Annotated in this window: 23 protein-coding genes; 22 read left to right on the top strand and 1 reads right to left on the bottom strand. The window is 28.5% G+C overall.

The window, feature by feature from the left end; genetic code table 11:
* Window positions 1–3 precede the first annotated feature (3 nt).
* From nuoI to L8X40_RS03530, 7 genes are all read left to right on the top strand, one after another.
* Entirely contained in the window at window positions 4–636 is a 633-nt protein-coding gene (nuoI, locus tag L8X40_RS03560; RefSeq protein ID WP_087699779.1) for an NADH-quinone oxidoreductase subunit NuoI, read from the top strand.
* Window positions 629–1,135 (top strand): NADH-quinone oxidoreductase subunit J, encoded by a 507-nt coding sequence (locus tag L8X40_RS03555; RefSeq protein WP_087699777.1) that lies wholly within the window; start codon window positions 629–631, stop codon window positions 1,133–1,135. Before nuoI ends, L8X40_RS03555 begins: the two co-directional genes overlap by 8 nt.
* On the top strand, window positions 1,135–1,446 hold the full coding sequence (gene nuoK / locus L8X40_RS03550) for an NADH-quinone oxidoreductase subunit NuoK (RefSeq protein WP_087699810.1): 312 nt from the start codon (window positions 1,135–1,137) through the stop codon (window positions 1,444–1,446). The genes L8X40_RS03555 and nuoK overlap by 1 nt, the downstream gene beginning before the upstream one ends.
* Window positions 1,434–3,236: an NADH-quinone oxidoreductase subunit L gene (gene nuoL / locus L8X40_RS03545; protein WP_087699775.1), complete on the top strand. Its 1,803-nt coding sequence runs from the start codon at window positions 1,434–1,436 to the stop codon at window positions 3,234–3,236. Before nuoK ends, nuoL begins: the two co-directional genes overlap by 13 nt.
* A gap of 1 nt (window position 3,237) precedes the next feature.
* Entirely contained in the window at window positions 3,238–4,707 is a 1,470-nt protein-coding gene (locus L8X40_RS03540; protein ID WP_261544925.1) for a complex I subunit 4 family protein, read from the top strand.
* Window positions 4,707–6,110, top strand: coding sequence for an NADH-quinone oxidoreductase subunit N (locus L8X40_RS03535; protein ID WP_087699773.1), 1,404 nt, complete (start codon window positions 4,707–4,709; stop codon window positions 6,108–6,110). The genes L8X40_RS03540 and L8X40_RS03535 overlap by 1 nt, the downstream gene beginning before the upstream one ends.
* A 61-nt stretch (window positions 6,111–6,171) precedes the next feature.
* On the top strand, window positions 6,172–8,493 hold the full coding sequence (locus L8X40_RS03530; RefSeq protein ID WP_263667313.1) for a tetratricopeptide repeat protein: 2,322 nt from the start codon (window positions 6,172–6,174) through the stop codon (window positions 8,491–8,493).
* On the opposite strand, the gene miaA is transcribed toward L8X40_RS03530, so the two are convergent.
* Entirely contained in the window at window positions 8,490–9,359 is an 870-nt protein-coding gene (gene miaA / locus L8X40_RS03525) for a tRNA (adenosine(37)-N6)-dimethylallyltransferase MiaA (protein ID WP_214100006.1), read from the bottom strand. The genes L8X40_RS03530 and miaA overlap by 4 nt on opposite strands.
* A gap of 69 nt (window positions 9,360–9,428) precedes the next feature.
* Between miaA and mqnP the strand changes: the two genes are divergently transcribed.
* The 15 genes from mqnP to L8X40_RS03450 all read left to right on the top strand — a co-directional run bounded on the left by mqnP (window position 9,429) and on the right by L8X40_RS03450 (window position 19,571).
* Entirely contained in the window at window positions 9,429–10,304 is an 876-nt protein-coding gene (mqnP, locus tag L8X40_RS03520; protein ID WP_087699766.1) for a menaquinone biosynthesis prenyltransferase MqnP, read from the top strand.
* Window positions 10,295–10,798, top strand: coding sequence for a hypothetical protein (locus L8X40_RS03515; protein WP_263667312.1), 504 nt, complete (start codon window positions 10,295–10,297; stop codon window positions 10,796–10,798). Before mqnP ends, L8X40_RS03515 begins: the two co-directional genes overlap by 10 nt.
* The gene (locus tag L8X40_RS03510; protein WP_087699764.1) at window positions 10,791–11,312 is read left to right on the top strand and encodes a hypothetical protein; all 522 of its coding nucleotides are present in this window, start codon (window positions 10,791–10,793) and stop codon (window positions 11,310–11,312) included. Before L8X40_RS03515 ends, L8X40_RS03510 begins: the two co-directional genes overlap by 8 nt.
* A 10-nt stretch (window positions 11,313–11,322) precedes the next feature.
* Entirely contained in the window at window positions 11,323–12,291 is a 969-nt protein-coding gene (moaA, locus tag L8X40_RS03505; RefSeq protein WP_263667311.1) for a GTP 3',8-cyclase MoaA, read from the top strand.
* Window positions 12,291–13,040, top strand: a complete 750-nt coding sequence (locus L8X40_RS03500) for a 7-carboxy-7-deazaguanine synthase QueE (protein ID WP_214126233.1) — start codon at window positions 12,291–12,293, stop codon at window positions 13,038–13,040. Before moaA ends, L8X40_RS03500 begins: the two co-directional genes overlap by 1 nt.
* A complete protein-coding gene (locus L8X40_RS03495; RefSeq protein WP_214126232.1) occupies window positions 13,037–13,621 on the top strand; it encodes a 6-pyruvoyl trahydropterin synthase family protein in 585 nt (194 codons plus the stop codon). Before L8X40_RS03500 ends, L8X40_RS03495 begins: the two co-directional genes overlap by 4 nt.
* Complete coding sequence (locus tag L8X40_RS03490; protein ID WP_214126231.1) at window positions 13,621–13,818, top strand: hypothetical protein; 198 nt, start codon at window positions 13,621–13,623, stop codon at window positions 13,816–13,818. The genes L8X40_RS03495 and L8X40_RS03490 overlap by 1 nt, the downstream gene beginning before the upstream one ends.
* A gap of 2 nt (window positions 13,819–13,820) precedes the next feature.
* Window positions 13,821–14,231, top strand: a complete 411-nt coding sequence (locus L8X40_RS03485) for a hypothetical protein (protein ID WP_214126230.1) — start codon at window positions 13,821–13,823, stop codon at window positions 14,229–14,231.
* Window positions 14,231–14,893: a 16S rRNA (uracil(1498)-N(3))-methyltransferase gene (locus L8X40_RS03480; protein WP_263667309.1), complete on the top strand. Its 663-nt coding sequence runs from the start codon at window positions 14,231–14,233 to the stop codon at window positions 14,891–14,893. Before L8X40_RS03485 ends, L8X40_RS03480 begins: the two co-directional genes overlap by 1 nt.
* Window positions 14,894–14,970: 77 nt before the next feature.
* A complete protein-coding gene (gene rpmE, locus L8X40_RS03475) occupies window positions 14,971–15,171 on the top strand; it encodes a 50S ribosomal protein L31 (protein ID WP_039664588.1) in 201 nt (66 codons plus the stop codon).
* Window positions 15,171–15,989, top strand: coding sequence for a 16S rRNA (cytidine(1402)-2'-O)-methyltransferase (gene rsmI, locus L8X40_RS03470; protein WP_263667308.1), 819 nt, complete (start codon window positions 15,171–15,173; stop codon window positions 15,987–15,989). The genes rpmE and rsmI overlap by 1 nt, the downstream gene beginning before the upstream one ends.
* Before the next feature lie 19 nt (window positions 15,990–16,008).
* The gene (gene rlmB / locus L8X40_RS03465; protein ID WP_263667307.1) at window positions 16,009–16,689 is read left to right on the top strand and encodes a 23S rRNA (guanosine(2251)-2'-O)-methyltransferase RlmB; all 681 of its coding nucleotides are present in this window, start codon (window positions 16,009–16,011) and stop codon (window positions 16,687–16,689) included.
* Complete coding sequence (locus L8X40_RS03460) at window positions 16,682–17,557, top strand: hypothetical protein (protein ID WP_263667306.1); 876 nt, start codon at window positions 16,682–16,684, stop codon at window positions 17,555–17,557. The genes rlmB and L8X40_RS03460 overlap by 8 nt, the downstream gene beginning before the upstream one ends.
* Window positions 17,551–18,357: a hypothetical protein gene (locus L8X40_RS03455; RefSeq protein WP_214126226.1), complete on the top strand. Its 807-nt coding sequence runs from the start codon at window positions 17,551–17,553 to the stop codon at window positions 18,355–18,357. The genes L8X40_RS03460 and L8X40_RS03455 overlap by 7 nt, the downstream gene beginning before the upstream one ends.
* An 11-nt stretch (window positions 18,358–18,368) precedes the next feature.
* On the top strand, window positions 18,369–19,571 hold the full coding sequence (locus L8X40_RS03450) for an LL-diaminopimelate aminotransferase (protein WP_263667305.1): 1,203 nt from the start codon (window positions 18,369–18,371) through the stop codon (window positions 19,569–19,571).

Below are 19,571 nucleotides of genomic sequence, written 5' to 3'. Positions count from 1 at the left end.
ACAATGAAAAAAGGTTATTTTAAAGTAGATTTTGAGCGTAAAAATCCTCAAAATGCTTATGAAAAATTCATACAAGTAATCAAGCGTTCTTTAAATACAGAGCTTTTTGTAGGTTTATTTGTTGTATTAAGAGAAATGTTTAAAAAAAACAATAGTGCAACGATTAAATATCCTATGGAAAAAGTTGCTTTAGATAATCGCTACCGTGCAGTTCATCGCTTAATGCGTTTTATTGAAAGTGAAAATGAATGTTGTATTGGTTGTGGCTTGTGTGAAAAAATTTGCATTAGTAATTGTATAAGAATGGAAACGAGTTTAAGTGAAGATGGACGCAAAAAGGTCGAAAATTATAGTATTAATTTAGGGCGTTGTATTTATTGTGGATTTTGTGCTGATGTTTGTCCTGAACTTGCCATTGTGCATGGTAAAGAATATGAAAATGCCGCAGAGCAAAGATCTTATTTTGGTCAAAAGGAAGATTTTTTAACTCCTATTGATGAGCTTAAAAATCAAGTGGTGTTTGAAGGAAGTGGTAGTTTAAGAAAAGATGCTGATGATTTAGTAAAGAAAACTCCAAATTATTATGAGATAGATTTGCAAAGACAGCAAGATGCTCCAAAGGAAGAAAATGTTTGAAACGATAGCTTTTTGTTTATTAAGTGTTTTGGTGTTGGGATTTTTTTTAATTAGTGTTTTAAGCACTAGTATGCTTTACGCTATTAGTTCTTTGGCTGTGGCTATGGTTTTTTTAAGTGGATTTTATTTTTTACTTAATGCTGAATTTATTGGAGTAATTCAAATTATCGTTTATAGTGGGGCTATTTTAGGTCTTTATAGTTTTGCTATGATGTTTTTTGATGCTTCTATAAAAGTAAAAGAAAGTTTAAAAGGTAAAAGAATCTTCATTTTTGCTGTGATTTTTAGTGCTGTTTTATTAGTTAGTATTATTATGGGATATGAGTTTGGTTTAAATGAAACTAGTGAAGTTTATAGTCTTGATTCTACCCAGCAAATAGGCTTTGCTCTATTTACAAAATATATGCTTGCTTTTGAATTTATGGCAATTTTACTTTTAATAGCTTTAATTTGTGCTATAGCACTTACTCAAAAAAATATAAAAAAGGACGAACAATGATGTTAGAAAAATACTACATTGTGGCTATTTTGATGTTTATCATTGGTCTAATAGGTATCATAAAACGCCAAAATTTAATTATGCTTTTTATTTCAAGTGAAATTTTATTAAATGCTGCTAATTTGGCTTTAGTTACAGCAGGAGCTTCTCATAAAGACATAGAAGGTCAAATTTTTGCTTTATTTGTAATGGGAGTTGCAGCTTGTGAAGTAGCTGTTGGGATAGCACTTTGTGTCTTATGGTATAGAAAAACAGGAACACTAGAGCTTAGCTCTTTAGCTGAAAAAGGAGAAATAAAATGCAAAATTTAGCTTTAATTGCACTTTTTTCTCCTTTGGCTTCAGCTGTTATTTTAGGTATTTTTGCTTTTAGTGTTAAGAAAATTATTTTAGGTTATTTGGCTTCTTTATTTATAGCTTTTTCAGCTCTTGCTTCAATTGTTTTATTAAACAATGGAGTACATTTTAATTTTGAACTTGGTACTTGGATATCTTTAGTAGATGTTAGTTTTGGTTTTAAAATAGACTCTATTACTTTAATTATGATGAATGTAGTAAGTATAGTAGCGACTTTTGTGCATTTATATAGTATATTTTATATGGAGCATGATGAAGGATTTAATCGCTATTTTAGCTATTTGGGGCTTTTTGTTTTTTCTATGATGTTTTTGATTATGAGTGATAATTTCTTAGGGCTTTTTATAGGTTGGGAAGGTGTTGGACTTTGCTCATGGCTTTTGATAGGTTTTTGGTATCATAATGAAAAATACACTTTTGCTGCTAATGAAGCATTTATCATGAATAGAATTGCAGATTTGGCTTTGCTTTTAGGAATTTTCTTAATTTATATAGAGTTCAATTCTTTAAAATACGATGAGTTTTTTACCCTTTTATCTTTAGGGCATGAAAATGATACGATTTTGATTTTAATAGCGCTTTTACTTTTTGTAGGTGCTATGGGTAAATCAGCACAATTTCCTTTCCATACTTGGCTTGCTGATGCTATGGCAGGACCTACGCCAGTTTCAGCTCTAATCCATGCTGCTACTATGGTTACTGCGGGAGTTTATTTGGTAATTCGCGCAGGGGAGCTTTATTTACAAGTTCCTGAAGTAGGGTATTTTATCGCTATACTTGGAGCTTTTGTAGCACTTTTTGCTGCTTCTATGGCTATGGTGGCTAAAGATTTAAAAAGAATTATTGCATACTCGACGCTTTCTCAACTTGGGTATATGTTTGTAGCAGCAGGTCTTGGAGCTTATGCCATAGCTTTATTTCATCTTGCAACTCATGCATTTTTTAAATCTTTATTATTCTTAGGTGCGGGTAATGTTATGCATGCTATGAATGATAAGCTTGACATTAGTAAAATGGGTGGACTTTATAAAAGTATGCGTTTTAGTGCTATTTTAATGCTTATAGGTTCTTTAGCTTTAGCAGGAATTTATCCTTTCGCAGGATTTTTCTCTAAAGATTTAATTTTAGGATTTTCTTTTATAAGTCATCATCATGGAATTTTTTTAGTACTTTTAATAGCAGCTTTTATGACAGCTTTTTATAGCTTTAGACTTTTAATGCTTGTATTTTTTACTCCAAAAAGACATGAAGAACATCCCCATGAAGCTAGTAAAATAGCTTTGCTTGCGATGAGTCCTTTGGCTTTGCTTGCTATTATTGCGGGTTTTTTTGAGCATAGCTTTATGAATTTTGTAAGTAAAAATTTAGCTTTTATTGATGGTCAAAATTCTTTAGTTATGGTACTTGCAAGTGCTGCTGCAGTGCTTGGAGTGCTTTTAGCTATCATGGCTTATTGGAAAAATTGGTTTAAGCCATCACTTTCTAAAACAAGTATTTATAAGCTTTTGTTTAATGAATATTATATACCAAGATTTTATCATCAATTTGTTGTTGGTAAATATGCGTTATTTTGTGACTTTTTAAGAAGAAATGACAAAGAAGTTTTGGATGCTTTGGTAGATAGTGTTGCTTATTTTCTCAAAATGTTTGCAAAAACTCTTAGTATAGAGAAAGGATTTTCATTAGTGTTAAGAATTTCTGTTTTGGCTTTTGTGTGCTTATTTTGTTTAGCTTTGGCGGTGTAGAATGCTTGGTCTGTTGATATTATTTCCATTTTTTGCAGCTTTTATGTCTTTGTCTTTACAAAAAGAAGATTCTAAAGCTTTTGCTATTTTAGTTAGCTTTTTGATTTTAATTTTAAATGTTTTTTTGTTGTTTAATTATCATGGTGGCATAGCTTATGAATTTAATTTAAATTCTTTATTGGTTAATTTTCATATTGGTGTAGATGCTATAGCGCTTTATTTGATGTTGCTTTGCTCTATTATGATTTTTTTATCTTTTATATGTTTGGATATTCAAGATAAAAGTGTTGTAGTAAGTATATTTTTATTACAATTTTGTATTATAGGACTTTTTGCTTCATTAGATGCTTTATTGTTTTATATATTTTGGGAGTTTTCTCTTATACCACTTATTTATTTAATAGGTAGATATTCTAATAACTACAAAGCAGGGATTAAATTTTTCATTTATGCATTTTGTGGTTCTATGCTCATGCTTTTAGCGATTATTTATGTAGGATTTTTGTATTATCAAAGTTTTGGGTATTGGAGTTTTGATTTGCTTGCTTGGTATAAGAGTGAATTTTTTATACCTGAAAGTGTGCAAAATTTAATCTTTATAGGTTTTTTTGTTGCTTTTGCGATTAAAAGTCCTTTATTTCCTTTTCATACTTGGGCTCCAAAAGTTTATGCAAAAAGCCCAACACTAGTTTCTGTAATGCTTGTAAGTTTTAAAATGGCGCCTTTTGGATTTTTAAGATTTATTTTACCTTTAGCGCCCGATACTTTGAATCATTATTATTCTTTACTCGCTATTTTATGCATAGTTGGGATTTTATATACAGCCTTAATTGCTTTTAAAACTAAAGATTTAAAAGAATTAATTGCTTATAGTTCTATTTCGCATTTGGGTGTGGTGATTTTGGGTATTGTAACTTTTACTTATAATGGAGTAAGTGGTTCTGTATTTTACATGTTTGCGCATGGTATAGTAACAGGTGGTTTGTTTTTGGCTGCTTACATACTCTATAAAAGATACCATACTTTTGATTTAGACTTTTATAAAAATTTAGCTAAAACAGCTCCACTATTTAGCTTTTTCTTTGCCGTGTTATTATTTTCATCTATTTCATTGCCTTTAACTATTTCTTTTGTAGGTGAGTTTTTAATATTGCAAGGTGTAGCAAGTGTAAATTTATGGTTCGCATTATTTGCAGGTGGTGTGATTATTTTAGGGGCTATTTATATGCTAAATGTTTATAGGAATATGTTTTTTGCTACTAATGCAGAAAAAATAGAAAAGCTAGTATTGAAAAAAAGTGAAATTTTTATTTTAAGTATTTTAAGTGCAATAGTGATTTATTTAGGTATAGCTCCAAGTGCTATGCTTGATCAAATTGCTTTAAATGTAAATAGTATTCTTGAAGTTATGCAAACAAGAAATATCGCAATAGAAAATCAAAAAATTATAGATAATATAAGAGGTTTTTAATGAGTGGCTTTAGTTTAGAAAAATTGAATTTTGTATTATTATTTCCTATGTTATCATTGCTTTTTTGGGCTATTACTTTGCTTTTGTTGAGTGTGTTTAAAAAACTTTCTAGAAATTTTTACATAGGAGCAAGTGTTATAGCTTTATTTAGCGCTTTATGCTTTTTATTGCTTTATAATGGTTTTGTTTTAGATAATTCTCATGCTTTTTTTGGTTTATTTGTAAGTGATAATTATGCAATTTTTGCACAAATAATTATTTTGGTTTTTTCTATGCTTTATTTATTAATGGATAAAGATGAGCAAAAGGCAGAGTTTTTTTCTTTATTTTTATTTATGGTTGCTTCTTTGATATTAATGGTATCAAGCACTAATTTAATTGTAATTTTCTTAGCATTAGAAGGGTCTTCTTTAGCTCTTTATACATTAATAGCATTAAGAGGAACTCATAATGCTATTAGCTCTAGTATAAAGTATTTTACTCTAGCAGCAGTAGGAGCTGGATTTTTTGTTTTTGCTTGTGCTTTTGTGTATTTAAAAACTCAGTCTTTGGATTTAGATAATCTATTGTATTCTGAATATATTTCAGATCCTATTTTACTTTGTGCTGGAGTAATGTTTTTGGTTATTGTTGGAGTGAAACTGTCTATTGCACCTTTTCATTTTTGGTTAAAAGATGTGTATTATGGGGTGCATACAAATTTTATAGCATTTATATCTATAGTGCCAAAAATAGCTATGATAATAGTGGTTTTAAGAATTTTTTCTGCTTTAGGTGGTGGAGTAAAATTTGAATATATAGTGGCATTACTAGCAATTTTTTCTATGCTTACTGTAAGTATAGTAGCTTTAATCCAAAAAGATGTAAAAAAAATGCTTGCATATAGTTCTATTACTCATTCTTCTTTTATATTGGCAGTTATTGTTTCTAGCATGAGCGTGAGCTCTCAGGGTGATGGTACTTCTTATTGGCTTTCAATTTTTGCTTTATTTGCATATTGGATATCGTTTGCTTTTGCAAATTATGGAATTTTCCTAATATTAAGTTTATTTCAAAAAAGCTCATTTGAGAGTTTTTCAGGCTTGTTTGATCAAAGACCGGTGTTGTCTATAATACTAACTATATTTATTTTATGTATAGCAGGTATTCCACCTTTTGGAATTTTTTGGGGTAAAATTTTAATTTTAGCTTCTATTTTAAACTCAGGTTATTATGTACTTGTATTTGCCATAGCTTTAAGCTCAATGATTATGCTTTATGCTTATTTGAAAATTTTAATTTATGTTTTTTTTAAAAAATCATATTTAGTAGAAAGTATGAAATTGAATATTAAACAAAAGATTATTTTGAGTATATGTTTGATAGGGAGTCTTTTTTTATATGTTTTTGCTTTTGTAGAATAATATTGCTATAATCACGCTTATGATAAGGGTTTTAGTTTCATTTTTATTAAGTATAACTTGTATGTTTTCTTTTGAAATTATTGTTAATAAAGGAGAAGAACATAAGCGTCCTTTTACTCTTTTGCATTTAAAAGATGACAAAGAATTTTCTTGCAAGAGTGTTTTTGAATTTGAAAGAAATTATTTTGAATGCAATGTTTTGGGTGTTAGTAATATGCAATTTCAAAATAAGGAATTTGATGATTTTTTAATTTCTTTTGAAAAACATCAAACTTTTTTGACTATTAAAATTTATCCAAAAACTTTAGCTAAAATGTTTAATTATTCTCAAGATATTTTCAATACCAAAGAAATTCAAAATCATAGTGGAGATTCTTTTAAGCATTTTGTTTTTATATTTACAGAAGATTTGAGATACTATAAACCTAATGACGGACTTGATTTTGATATTTATTTTGATAATGCTTTAATGCCTTTTATTGGCGCTTTAGATTTAAATTCAGATCCTATGGAAACTTCACAAAGTGCAGATTTTAATGCGTATTTTAGCATCAAGCAAGAATATGAAGCTAAAAAGTATGATCAAGTTTTAAGAGATTCTATAAATGCAATTAAACGTTATCAAGGTAGTGTATTTATGAATGAATTTGAACTTTATAAATTAAGAGCACAGAATAAGCTTTATACTTACGAACTTGATAAAGATCAGCAAGTTTTAGAGCAAATGCTTAATGATGCAAAAAGATGGGTAAGAACTTATATTAACGATAAAGACTATACAGAAGTAATGTATATTATGATGAGAGTTTATATGGGTCTATCTCAAAGATCTAATGTTGAATATGTTGTGGATATTTTAAATACTGAACATAAAGGGGATAAATATACAACAATAGCTTTACTTGATTATGCAGATTATTTATATCATTTGGGTAAGAAAAATATTGCAAACAATATTTATCAAGATGTGTATTATTCTACCGTAGACACTGATTTGGCAAGTAGAGCAGCGCTATTTTTATCAAAAAATTATTTAGAACAAAAAAATTTTAAGGAGGCAAAAGATTTAGCAAGTCGAATTTTAACTTCTAATCCTGATTTTTTTATTCAAGATTTATCTAATGCCTTGATATTGGCAAAAACTTTAGATAACTATAGAATTTATGACTTAAGTTCTAAAATTTATGAATATATTTTTACTCATTTAACAAAAGTGGATAAAGAATATGAAAGAGTGTTAAAAGATCTTGCTTTGGCTATGTTAAATGCAAATGAGCATACCAAGGCTCAAAAATATTTAGATCTTTATGCAGAAGATTTTCCTTTGGGTGAATATGCAAGTTTAATCAAAGAAGCTCAAGATAAAAACTTTTTGTATTTAAAAGATGCTAATGCAAGTTTTTTACATCAAAGATATGAAGAAATTATACAAAAATATGCCGGAGAAATTTCTAGTAAGGCATTGTTTGATAATGTAAAATTGTATTTTCAAGAAAAAAACTATGAAAAAGTTGTAAGTTATCAAAAAGATATTGAAAAATATTCTAACAAAGAAGCTAAAAATCTTTTAGAGCAAGCTGCTATTTTAGTTTTAGAACAAAAATTAAAAAACGATGAGTGTTTAGTTGCTGTGAAAATATATGATGATTTTAAAACTTATAAGGTAGGAGGTAAAATACAAAACAAAAAGCGTATGCTTGAGTGTTTTAAACGTACTTCTCGTATAGAAGAAGCTAAAAAGTATATCGTGGAAAATGAAAACGATGATGTGATTTTTTATAAGCTTCAGAGTGCAGATTTGGCTTTAAAAGATAAAAGTTATAAAAATGTTATTAAAACCATTAACGATATTTTAAATACAAGAACGATTATTAGTGATAGTGAAAAATTCGAAGCAAATTATATTAAATTTTTTGCCGAGCTTGGATTGCAAGATTATAATGCCATGATAAGAACTTTGCAAAAGTTAGAGCAATTTCCTATGAATTATCGTATGGTGGAATTATATTATGAATTTTTGCGTTATAGTGAAAAAAATAATTTTTTAACAAGTATTTTAACCTATGCTCCAAAGGCGATTAACTATCAAAATTTAAAAGGAGTAAATCTTTTTAGTCCTGATTTAGAATTTATCTATATCAAAGCTTTAAAACAAAGCAATCAAGCTCAAAAAGCCTTAACTTTGTTTAAAGATTTGCTTGCTAATCCTTTAAAAGATGATGAGCGTGCAAGAGCTTTTTATATGCAAAGTAATGTATATGAAGACTTAAAAGATGTGCAAAATCAAAAACAAAGTTTACAAAATTGTATAGATATTAACACAACAAGCAATTGGCAAAATTTATGTAAAGATAAATTAAATATTTTAAATACTCAGCCTTAATATTTTTTTAAAATATAAGCTTTTAAATTCTCATAAGCGCTTTGAAAATCTAAAATTTCTTTATTAAATTTTTTATTAAAAGTTCTTTGTCTTTTAGCAAGTTGTCTTGTGTGAATGATGATGAGTTCTTCAAGCTCTTTTAGATTTATTTTTTTATCTAAAAACTCTTTACATTCTTTCAAACCTATGGAATTTAGTGCTTTTAAATTATGATCATAATTATCAAATAGCATTTTAGCTTCATCTATTAAACCCTCATCAAGCATATTTTGCGTGCGTTTAATAATGCGTTTTTCCAAAAGTTCTTTTTGCCAAGAAATTTCAAAAACATCAAGCTCTTTAATTAAAGCTTCTTGTTTAGTTTCTTTTAAAACTTCACTTGGAATTTTATTAGTTTGTTCATAAATTCCAAGCCATTTTTTCAAACGATAAGTATCATTTTTTTCTATTTTTGCTTGTGGATCAATTTTTATCATTAAATGATAAATTTCATCATTATTTAGTGTACTTTGACTTTCTTTGAATTTTTCACTCAAGCCATCCATTAAAGCTTTTAAATAAAAACTAGTTCCACCTGTGATAATAAGCATTTGATTATTTTTTTGGGCAAAAGCTTTTGCTCTTTTGTATTCTTCAAAAAATAAAGCAATATTAAAATGCTCATTAACATTTAATAAATTTATGCCAAAATAATCAAGCTCATCTAGGGTTTTTTGCTCTGTTTTGGCTGAAGCGATGTTGATTTGTTTATACACGCAAAGACTATCAAGGCTTAAAATACTTGCATTAAATTCATAAGCTAGTTTATTTGCAAGTTCTGTTTTGCCACTTGCAGTAGTTCCAATGAGTGCAAATTCAAAAAACATCGTAAAAATATCCTAAATTTAAAATTATTTTAGTAAAATCATAACAAAAATATATTATAAAGAGAAAAAATGCCTATATTAAAAGAAAAATTAAAAGATATTTTAGATTTGATTGTTTTTAAGCATTCTATTTTTGCCCTACCTTTTTTATTTACTTCAATGATTGTGGCTTCTGTTATTTTAAATGATAGCACTTGGTTTGGTTTTAAAGCTTTGTTTTTGGGTGTTATTTGTGCAGTGAGTGCAAGAAATTTTGCAATGGCGATTAATCGTTTAATGGATGAGGATATTGACAAAAACAACCCAAGATGTGTAAATAGGCCTAATATTGATGGGCGTATAGGTAAAACTAGTATTTTACTTTTTATTATTTTAAATGCTATTATTTTTGTTTTAGCAAGTTATTTTATCAACAAATTAGCTTTTGCTCTTTCTTTGCCAGTATTGTTTATTTTAGCTATTTATTCAGCCTTTAAAAGATTTTCATCCTTAGCGCATTTAGTATTAGGATTTTGCTTAGGACTTGCTCCTATTGCAGGTAGTATTGTAGTTTTGGGAAGTATTGAAATTTATAGCGTGATTTTGTGTTTGGGTGTTACTTTCTGGACAGCTGGTTTTGATTTACTTTATGCTTTGCAAGATATGGAATATGATAAAAAAACAGGCTTACACTCTATACCTGCTAAATTTGGACTCGATGCAACCTTGTTTATCTCAGCGTTTTGTCATGTTTTAGCAGTGCTTTTTTGGCTTTTATTTGTTTGGGTAGCTCCAACGGGAAATATTGCTTTTTTGGGCGTGATAATTAGTGCGATTATTTTATTTTTTGAGCACCGCATTGTTAGAAAGAATTTTGCAAAAATTGATAAAGCATTTTTTACTTTAAATGGTTATTTAAGTATAGTGTTTTTTATATTTATTTGGGTTGATCTTTTATGGAGATAAAATTTTTTAAAAGCTCGTTAGAGCTTGAGTTTGAAGAGAGTAAAGAAAGATATGAAGAGTTTTTGCAAGAATATCTTTCAAGTAATAATTATGTCAATTTAAGTAAATGGAAAAAACTTGCTTCAAGAGTGGAATTTAGCGAAGGTGAGCAAATTATTTTTGATTTGCTTATGGATATAAAACAAGAATTGTATTTGATAAAAAATGATATCAATAAAACAAAATTATTCACAGATTTAAAATATAAAGCTTTTGTGGTGGGTGTAAATTTTGCACATATTCAGTTTAAAGATAAGTGTTTGACTCAAGATGAGGAATATTATGCAAGATTTGAGTTAAATGGTCAAAAAATTAGTATTTTTTTTAAAGCCTTAAATGAAAATGAAGCAAAAATTACACAAATAAAAGCAGAAGATGAGCTTGTGTATGATAATTTTGTGGCAAATATGCAAAGAGCGATGATTAAGATTTTAAAGGAGCAAGAAAATGGATAGTGATTTATTGTTGTGGCTAGTTGTAGCTTTATTAATTTTTGCTATGTTTGCTTATATGATGATTAAAGAAAAAGAAAGTATTGTCAAAATTAATGAGCTTGGTAAGATGATAGAAGATTTAAATAAGCAATATCATTATTTAAAAAAAGAAAGTTTGGACGAGCAAGAACAAGAAAAAGAAGAAATAGATACTGAAGCTATTAAAGAAGAATTAAAAGAAGAACTTTTGCAGGCGCTAGAACAAAAAATCAATCAAAATATTATTCCTATTTTAAATGCTTTAAAAGAAGTAGAAGAGGTAATTGAAGAATTTCAAAGTGAACAAAAAAATCGTTTGTTAAATTTAGAACAAAAAACCCAAAGTATTACAAAATTAAGTCCAAGTTATGATAATGAAGAACAAAAAGTGATAGAGCTTTTTAATCAAAAAAAATCCATAGAGCAAATTGCCAAAGATTTGCGTATAGGCATGGGTAGGGTTGAACTTATCTTGAAATTTAATAAATTATTATAAAAGGCCTTTGATGTTAGTGGATAGCTATGGAAGAGTGATAGATTATTTAAGAATCTCAGTAACACAAAGATGTAATTTTCGTTGCCTTTATTGTATGCCAAAAACTCCGTTTGAATGGAGTGCTAAAGAAAATCTTTTATCATTTGAAGAGCTTTTTATGTTTGTTAAAGTTTGTATTGATGAAGGGGTTAAAAAAATTCGTATTACAGGTGGTGAGCCTTTAGTAAGAAAAGATTTGCATAAATTTATTGCTATGATTAGTGAATATAAGCAAGATATAGACTTAGCACTTACTACTAATGCTTCTTTATTAAAACAACAAGCAAAAGACTTAAGACAAGCGGGTTTAAAAAGAATTAACATCTCTTTAGATACCTTAAAAGAAGAAATAGCTTTTAAATTAGCTCAAAAAAACATACTCAAAGATGTGTTAAATGGTATTAATGAAGCTTTAGAATTAGGTTTTAATATTAAATTTAACACCGTAGCGCTTAAAGGGATTAATGATAATGAATTTATTGATCTTTTAGAATTTGCTAAAGCACGCAAAAGCCAAATTCGCTTTATAGAATTTATGGAAAATTACCATGCTTATGGGGATTTGAAAGGCTTAAAATCAGCAGAAATTTTAAACATCATTGCTCAAAAATATTCTTTTAAACAAGGACAAAAAAGCCCAAATGCACCCGCGACTATTTATGAGCTTGAAGATGGGTATGAGTTTGGTATTATTGATCCACATAGTCATGATTTTTGTGATAGTTGTAACCGTATAAGACTTTCAGCCGAAGGACTTTTAATACCTTGTTTGTATTATGATGAGGCATTAAGCATTAAAAAAGCTATACGTAATAAAGACATAGCAGGTGCTTGTGAAATTTTAAAAACCGTGATAAAAAACAAATCAGAAAAAAATAGATGGGCTGAAAATGAAGCCAATCAAAGTTCTACAAGAGCCTTTTATCAAACAGGTGGATAATGGAAGTTGTTGAGACTTTTTTAAGCTTGCAAGGTGAGGGAAAATATAGCGGAAATTTGGCTATATTTGTAAGGTTTGCTGGATGTAATTTTAACTGCACAGGCTTTGGAGTAAAAAAAGAAAAAGATTCTAAAATACTTTTAGGCTGTGATACTATAAGGGCTGTTTTTACTAAAGAATTTAAAACTTGTTACAAAACATATACTTCAACAAAGCTTTTTGATGAGGTTTTAAAGTTAGCCAATTCACGCAAAGTTATAGTAGTAATTACGGGCGGTGAGCCCTTGTTAAATCATCAAAACAAAGATTTTTTGTGTTTTATTAATTTGCTTTTAGAAAATGATTTTAAAGTGCATTTTGAAACAAACGCAAGTATTGAAATTGATTTTGAAAAATATCCTTTGTATAAAAAATGTTATTTTGCTTTAGGAGTAAAGCTTAGTAATAGCGGGGTTAAAAAAGAAAAAAGGATTAATGAAAAAGCCTTAAAGGATTTTAAACATTATGCTAAGGATAGCTTTTATAAATTTGTTTTAGACAAGGATTTTTTACAAGAAAATAAAGCCTTAGAGGAGATTAGTGAAATTTTACAGATTTGTGAAAATGAGGTGTTTTGTATGCCTATGGGGTCAAATGAAGAAGAAATTTCTAAAAATGCCTTAAGTGTTGCTGAATTTTGTATAAAAAATGGATATAATTACTCTGATAGAATGCATATTAGAATTTGGGGAGATAAAGAAGGCGTATGATTATTAGAAAAATGTTTGAATTTGAAAATGCTCATATTGTTAGATTTTGTAGCTCCAAGCGATGTAAAACAAGCATACATGGCCACTCTTATAAGGTAGAAATTTTACTTGAGAGTAAATACCTTGATAATGCTGGAATGGTGTATGATTTTGGCTTGTTAAAAGATGAGATAAAACAAATTATTGATAGTTTTGATCATGCTATTACACTTTTTAAATATGATGATAAAGTTTATTTAGAAGATATGAAAAAGCACTCACAAAGATGGGTAAGTTTGCCTGTGAATGTAAGTGCGGAAAATTTTGTACGTATATTTTTTGTTTTGATTGATGCTTTGCTTTTAAAAACTAAGATGGTTAATGGAGAGCAAGGTGTTAGTTTAAAAAGTATTATTGTGCATGAAACAAGAACAGGTTATGCACAAGGTTTTAGAGAAGATGCTTATAGTGAGTTTTTGCCAAAGATAAATCTAACAGATATTGAATTTTCACAAGCTGTAATTGATGAATGGAGAGATAAAGATTTTTTTAAAAAACTTCAAGACTCAAATTTTGTTTTTGTCAATCAAAAGGAGGTGTGATGAAAAAGGTTTTACTAATTGTGCCATTGTTGCTTTTTATGGCTTGCTCAAGTCAAGAAAATAAAAATACAAAAAAAGAAGTTCAAACTGAACAAATTCAGATTGAGCAAAGTGATTCTAATGTTATTATAGATGATGAGACGCTTCCTATACCTGTAGATGATGATATCAAAGATGAAAATAGCACACAAGGATAGTGATGGATCAAAGTTATGAGTTTTTCTTAGCATTGCATGTATATAGTCTATATGCAAATGGCTTTTTAATGTTGTTTTATTTATATCTAACTCAAAGTAGTTTTTCGCAAGAGTTTATTTTTATAAAAAGAATTCGCCTTTTTTTACCAATTTATTATTTATTTTTAGCAATTACACTTTTTACAGGAAGTTTGCTTTGGGCTTTAAAGTATTTTGAGCTAAATCTCTATATACTTTCTATGTGGTTTTGTTGGATTTTGATTTTTGCTTTGGCTATTTATCAATTTATTTTATTTAAAAAAGCAAGATTGTTTAAGCGTTATGCTAAATTTAGATTTTTAAGCTTTTTTATTTTGTGTTTGGGTATATTTTTACTTTTTGTACCTTATTTGCTTCAAAGGTTTTATTTTTAATGCGATTTTTATATCACCCACAAAGTGGTGCTTTAAATTTAGAGTTAGAAAATGAAGCTTTTTTACACTTAAAAGCTAGAAGAATTAAAGTAGGCGATAAAATCATATTAAAAAATTTAAAAGATTTTTTTGCTTACACTTATGAATGTATAGAGCTTTCTAGACGCTCTTGTGTATTAAATTTACTTGATAAAAAAGAAGAAAAACAAGAATTAAAAACATATTTGCACTTAGCTTTAGCAGTGATTGATCCAAAGATTATAGAAAAAACCTTGCCTTTTTTAAATGAACTTGGAGTGGCAAAGCTTTCTTTTGTGTATATGGACTATTCACAAAAAAATTTTAAGTTAGATTTTAAAAGAATGGAAAAGATTCTTATAGAATCATCCCAACAATGTGGTCGTGCTTCTTTAATGGAGCTTGAAAGCTTTGATGATTTTAAAAAATTTCAACAAGCTTATGAAAATATTGTTTTAATAGACTTTGAAGGTGAAGATTTGATGAGTTTTGAACCTAGTAAGCATGTATTTTTAATAGGTGCTGAAGGTGGATTTTCTCAAAAAGAAAGAGAAGTGAATATAAAAAAAGCAAAATTACAAGCTAATTTCATACTCAAAGCGCAAACAGCTTTGGTAGGGGTTGCTTCAAAATTCATAATTTAAAAACACGCTTAAATTTAGCTATTTTTTATATAAAAATCTATATAATTACGCCTTAATGTTTTGAAAAAGGATAAACAATGAAAAAAGAAATTCATCCAGAATATGTAGAATGCAAAGTTAGTTGTGCTTGTGGAAATTCTTTTACTACTAAGTCAAATAAATCAGAAATTAAAGTTGATATTTGTTCAAGCTGCCACCCATTCTTTACAGGTAGTGAAAAAATCGTAGATGCTGCGGGTCGTGTAGAGAAATTTAAGAAAAAATACGCAATGCAATAATGTTATATTTTATTCCTACGCCCATAGGAAATTTAAACGATATTTCTTTTCATTCTTTAGAAATTTTACAAAAATGCAAGCTCTTTTTATGTGAAGATACAAGAGTTTGCAAATCTTTAATTCATCTTCTTAATGAAAAATTTAATTTAGAAATAAAGCCTGATAAATATATAGCTTTACATACTCATAATGAAAAAGATTTTTTAGCAAAAATAGATGAGGATTTTTTTAAACAAGATATTGCATATTTAAGTGATGCAGGTATGCCAGGTATTAGCGATCCGGGGCAATTTTTAATCGAATATGCTATTAAAAACAATATTGATTATGAAGTCTTGGCAGGGTCAAATGCTGCTTTGCTTGCATTGGTTTCAAGTGCATTTTGTAAAAAAGAATTTATTTTTATGGGTTTTTTGGCCAATAAAAATCCTCAAAGACAAAAAGATATTGAAAATTTAATGCTTAATCCTTATCCTAGTATAGTTTATGAAGCACCCACTAGAATACTTAATTTAGTAGAAGAAATTAGTAAAATTGATCCTTTAAGAGAAATTTTTATCATAAAAGAAGCAACAAAGAAATTTGAAACTAAATTTAGAGCAGAAGCTTTAGAGGTTTTGGAAAAATTAAAAATAATGGATTTGCGTGGTGAATGGTGTGTAGTGGTAAGTGCCAAAGAAAAGCAGTTTCATCAAAATACCTTGTGTGAGCAAGATATTTATGAGCTTGATTTACCTTTAAAAGCAAAAGCAAAACTTCTTTCGAAAATCAATGCAAAATCTCCAAAAGAAAATTATCAAAAACTGCTTTTAAGTTGAATTTGGTTATTATTTAAAAATGATAGTTTATGGTAAGCAAGTGTTTTTTTATATCTTAGAAAAGCATAAAGAAAAAATTAAAGAAATTTATTTAGCAAAAGAATGTGAAAAAGCTGATTTTTCAAAAATAGCAAAGGTATCAAAAAAAATTAAAAAACTTGATTTTAAGGCCGCACAAAGTTTAGCAAGAGGTGGAAATCATCAAGGTTTTTTAATGGAAATTGATGAATTTGAGTTTAGTTCTTTTGAGAGTTTAAAAGAAAAAGATTTTATAATTATTTTATATAATATTAGTGATGTTGGAAATATAGGTGCTATCGTGCGCAGTGCTTATGCTTTGGGTGCTGATGGGATTATTTTGGTAGCTAAAAGTGTGGCTATGGATGGAGTAATCCGTGCAAGCAGTGGTGCGGCTTTAGATATGAAAATAGTCTTAAATGATGATATTTTAAGCATGATAAATGAATTAAAACAAAAAGGTTTTTATATCTATGCTAGTGCAAGCGGAGGTAGTGATATACATACTATCAAGGTCAAAGATAAAAAAGTTTTGATTATGGGAAGTGAAGGTTTTGGTATAGCGCCAAAGGTGCTTAAAAAATGTGATGAGTGCGTAGGTATAAAAATGCATAATGATTTTGACAGTTTAAATGTAAGTGCAGCATTTGCAATACTTTGCGATAGGATGAAAAATGGATAGTTGGAAAAAATTAGAAGATTTAAATTTATTAGAAGTTCAAAAAAGAACACAAATAGAAATAGCTTGTCTTGAATATATCATTAAAAAAGATTTTAAGTCTTTATCCCGCTTTAATGTAAATGGCTTTATTAAAATTTTACAAAGAGAGTATGAGCTTGATTTTTCTAATTTTTTAGAAGAATATCATATGTATTTAGAGGAAAATGGCATTGAGAGAAAAAATCATGTGCATATTTCACCTAGAATGAACTCATATACTAAAGAAAGCTCAAGTGTATGGTATATTGTGATTATAGTAGTAGTGCTTTTGATGGTAGCTTTAGCCTGGGGTGTTTCAAGATTTTTTCAAAGTTCTACTTTAGATGAAAATACTACCAATGTATTAAATCAAGAACAAGTTGTTTTAGAAGAAAAAGTTGATGAAAATGAAACACCAGTTCTTAATTTTTTTATTGATGATGTTATGGAAAATAATGAAACAAATACAACTATTTTAGAGCCAATAGATGAGAGTAATAACACCATAGAAGAAACACTAGAAGATAATGTTAGTTTAAATATGCCTGAAGAAAATATAATTTTGCTTCACGAGAGTATTATAAAACCAAGTGCAGAGCTTTGGCTTGGTATGGTGGATTTAAAAACTTTTAGAAAGAGTTCTTTAACTATTAAAAATGATTATGTTTTATCTTTAGATAAGGATATGTTAATTACTACAGGTCACGCTGCTTTTAGTTTAAATGATGAAAATAACAATACTTTAGAGTTTAAAAATGGCGTGTCTAAATTTTTAATGATTAAAGATGGTAAAATCAAACAAATTACAAAAGCTGAATTTATCAAAGAAAATAGAGGAAAATTATGGTAAGAATTTTTATATTTTCCATTTTTTTTACCCTTAATGCTTTTGCACTAAGTGCTTTAGAAGTTGCAAAACATATTGTTAATGATAATTCCAAAGATGCAAAATTAGAGCTTTTGTTTGCAAGGAATGATTATAAAGATGAACGCGGAAATGTAGATATTTACACTATTTCTCAAATTTTAAAAACTAATTCTTTGGCAAATTTTATATTAAATGAGCCAAAAACTCTAACTTTTAGTTTTAAAGCTCAAGCTGATTCTGTTTTATTTTTTAAAACAATTAACGATACTTTAAACGAGCTAGGATATGTGTATTTTATACCAACTGAATTAACTTTAAGAGAAAATTATATTACTTATAAATTAGCTGTAGATTCTCAATATATGCTTGATCCAGGGGTTTTTTATAAAGCTTTGTTATCAAGCTCTGTTTTTATTAAAGATATTTCTAAAATTTCAGAGCTAAATTATGAGTATGAATTGGACTTTTCAAAAGCAAAACCCAAAGTTAATACTCAAATTTCACTAAATACCATTACTCAATTAAACAAACCTTTAAGAGAATATATTATTGATTTGCAGGGTGCAAAAAGTATGGAACTTAGTGCGCATAATCTTGATTCTTGGTTTTGTAAAATTCAGTTTTTAGATAAAAATTTAAATTTTATTCAAGGTGTAGAAAATACACACAAGCAAAATGAAATAAATGTAAATATACCATTGGGTGCAAAATATGCTATTATAGGGGACATGTTTAGCCTTGATAATATAAAAAGGGGTTTAAAAATTTACTTAAGACGCTAAAAGGATGGACGATGTTTGAAGAAATTCATTTTAATACCATAGAAAGACTTCCAAATTATGTTTTTGCTGAAGTTAATGCGATTAAAATGGCAGCAAGAAGAGCAGGGGAGGATATAATAGATTTTTCTATGGGAAATCCTGATGGCAAAACTCCTCAGCATATTATAGACAAGCTTTGTGAAAGTGCAAATAAAGAAAAAACTTCAGGTTATTCCGCTTCTAGTGGAATTTATAAACTAAGACTTGCAATTTGCAATTGGTATAAAAGAAAATATGATGTCGATTTAGATCCCGAAAGTGAAGTTGTCGCAACGATGGGCTCTAAAGAGGGCTTTGTAAATTTAGCAAGAGCCGTTATTAACCCAGGAGATGTAGCTATTGTGCCTACACCTGCTTACCCTATACATACCCAAGCTTTTATCATAGCAGGTGGTAATGTAGCGACTATGAATTTTGATTTTAATGAAAATTATGAATTAAATGAAAATACTTTTTTTGAAAATTTACAAAAAACATTACATGAAAGCATTCCGCGTCCAAAATATGTAGTAGTAAATTTTCCGCATAACCCTACAACGGTTACAGTGGAAAAAAGTTTTTATGAGAGATTAGTTGCTATGGCAAAAAAAGAAAGATTTTATATTATTTCTGATATTGCTTATGCAGATTTGACTTTTGGGTCTTATAAAACTCCTTCGATTTTTGAAGTTGAAGGTGCTAAAGATGTAGCAGTAGAAACTTATACGCTCTCAAAATCTTACAATATGGCAGGTTGGCGTGTGGGCTTTGTGGTAGGCAATAAACGCTTAATTGCAGCTTTGAAAAAAATCAAATCTTGGTTTGACTATGGTATGTATACTCCTATACAAGTCGCTGCTACTATAGCTTTAGATGGAGATCAAACTTGTGTTGAAGAGATTAAAGCAACTTATACAAAAAGATTAGAAGTCTTACTTGATTCGTTTTTTCAAGCAGGATGGGAGCTGAAAAAGCCTAATGCAAGCATGTTTGTTTGGGCAAAACTTCCTCAAAGTAAGGCTCATCTTGGTAGTATGGAATTTTCCAAACAGCTTTTGCAGAAAGCAAATGTAGCGGTAAGCCCTGGAGTTGGCTTTGGTGAAGCGGGTAATGAGCATGTTAGAATAGCTTTAATAGAAAATGAAAACCGCATTCGTCAAGCAGCAAGAAATATAAAAAAATATTTAAGAGAATAA

The organism is Campylobacter sp. CNRCH_2013_0855 (assembly GCF_025773025.1).
Taxonomy (GTDB): domain Bacteria; phylum Campylobacterota; class Campylobacteria; order Campylobacterales; family Campylobacteraceae; genus Campylobacter_D; species Campylobacter_D jejuni_C.
Note: the sequence above shows the minus strand (reverse complement) of the source record. Positions and strands in the feature narration are given on the sequence as shown.

What these genes read in the sequence shown, in the direction of transcription:
- nuoI (WP_087699779.1), top strand. Translation starts at nt 4, where the DNA reads ATGAAAAAAGGTTATTTTAAAGTAGATTTTGAGCGTAAAAATCCTCAA.
- L8X40_RS03555 (WP_087699777.1), top strand. Translation starts at nt 629, where the DNA reads ATGTTTGAAACGATAGCTTTTTGTTTATTAAGTGTTTTGGTGTTGGGA.
- nuoK (WP_087699810.1), top strand. Translation starts at nt 1,135, where the DNA reads ATGTTAGAAAAATACTACATTGTGGCTATTTTGATGTTTATCATTGGT.
- nuoL (WP_087699775.1), top strand. Translation starts at nt 1,434, where the DNA reads ATGCAAAATTTAGCTTTAATTGCACTTTTTTCTCCTTTGGCTTCAGCT.
- L8X40_RS03540 (WP_261544925.1), top strand. Translation starts at nt 3,238, where the DNA reads ATGCTTGGTCTGTTGATATTATTTCCATTTTTTGCAGCTTTTATGTCT.
- L8X40_RS03535 (WP_087699773.1), top strand. Translation starts at nt 4,707, where the DNA reads ATGAGTGGCTTTAGTTTAGAAAAATTGAATTTTGTATTATTATTTCCT.
- L8X40_RS03530 (WP_263667313.1), top strand. Translation starts at nt 6,172, where the DNA reads ATGTTTTCTTTTGAAATTATTGTTAATAAAGGAGAAGAACATAAGCGT.
- miaA (WP_214100006.1), bottom strand. Translation starts at nt 9,359, where the DNA reads ATGTTTTTTGAATTTGCACTCATTGGAACTACTGCAAGTGGCAAAACA.
- mqnP (WP_087699766.1), top strand. Translation starts at nt 9,429, where the DNA reads ATGCCTATATTAAAAGAAAAATTAAAAGATATTTTAGATTTGATTGTT.
- L8X40_RS03515 (WP_263667312.1), top strand. Translation starts at nt 10,295, where the DNA reads ATGGAGATAAAATTTTTTAAAAGCTCGTTAGAGCTTGAGTTTGAAGAG.
- L8X40_RS03510 (WP_087699764.1), top strand. Translation starts at nt 10,791, where the DNA reads ATGGATAGTGATTTATTGTTGTGGCTAGTTGTAGCTTTATTAATTTTT.
- moaA (WP_263667311.1), top strand. Translation starts at nt 11,323, where the DNA reads ATGTTAGTGGATAGCTATGGAAGAGTGATAGATTATTTAAGAATCTCA.
- L8X40_RS03500 (WP_214126233.1), top strand. Translation starts at nt 12,291, where the DNA reads ATGGAAGTTGTTGAGACTTTTTTAAGCTTGCAAGGTGAGGGAAAATAT.
- L8X40_RS03495 (WP_214126232.1), top strand. Translation starts at nt 13,037, where the DNA reads ATGATTATTAGAAAAATGTTTGAATTTGAAAATGCTCATATTGTTAGA.
- L8X40_RS03490 (WP_214126231.1), top strand. Translation starts at nt 13,621, where the DNA reads ATGAAAAAGGTTTTACTAATTGTGCCATTGTTGCTTTTTATGGCTTGC.
- L8X40_RS03485 (WP_214126230.1), top strand. Translation starts at nt 13,821, where the DNA reads ATGGATCAAAGTTATGAGTTTTTCTTAGCATTGCATGTATATAGTCTA.
- L8X40_RS03480 (WP_263667309.1), top strand. Translation starts at nt 14,231, where the DNA reads ATGCGATTTTTATATCACCCACAAAGTGGTGCTTTAAATTTAGAGTTA.
- rpmE (WP_039664588.1), top strand. Translation starts at nt 14,971, where the DNA reads ATGAAAAAAGAAATTCATCCAGAATATGTAGAATGCAAAGTTAGTTGT.
- rsmI (WP_263667308.1), top strand. Translation starts at nt 15,171, where the DNA reads ATGTTATATTTTATTCCTACGCCCATAGGAAATTTAAACGATATTTCT.
- rlmB (WP_263667307.1), top strand. Translation starts at nt 16,009, where the DNA reads ATGATAGTTTATGGTAAGCAAGTGTTTTTTTATATCTTAGAAAAGCAT.
- L8X40_RS03460 (WP_263667306.1), top strand. Translation starts at nt 16,682, where the DNA reads ATGGATAGTTGGAAAAAATTAGAAGATTTAAATTTATTAGAAGTTCAA.
- L8X40_RS03455 (WP_214126226.1), top strand. Translation starts at nt 17,551, where the DNA reads ATGGTAAGAATTTTTATATTTTCCATTTTTTTTACCCTTAATGCTTTT.
- L8X40_RS03450 (WP_263667305.1), top strand. Translation starts at nt 18,369, where the DNA reads ATGTTTGAAGAAATTCATTTTAATACCATAGAAAGACTTCCAAATTAT.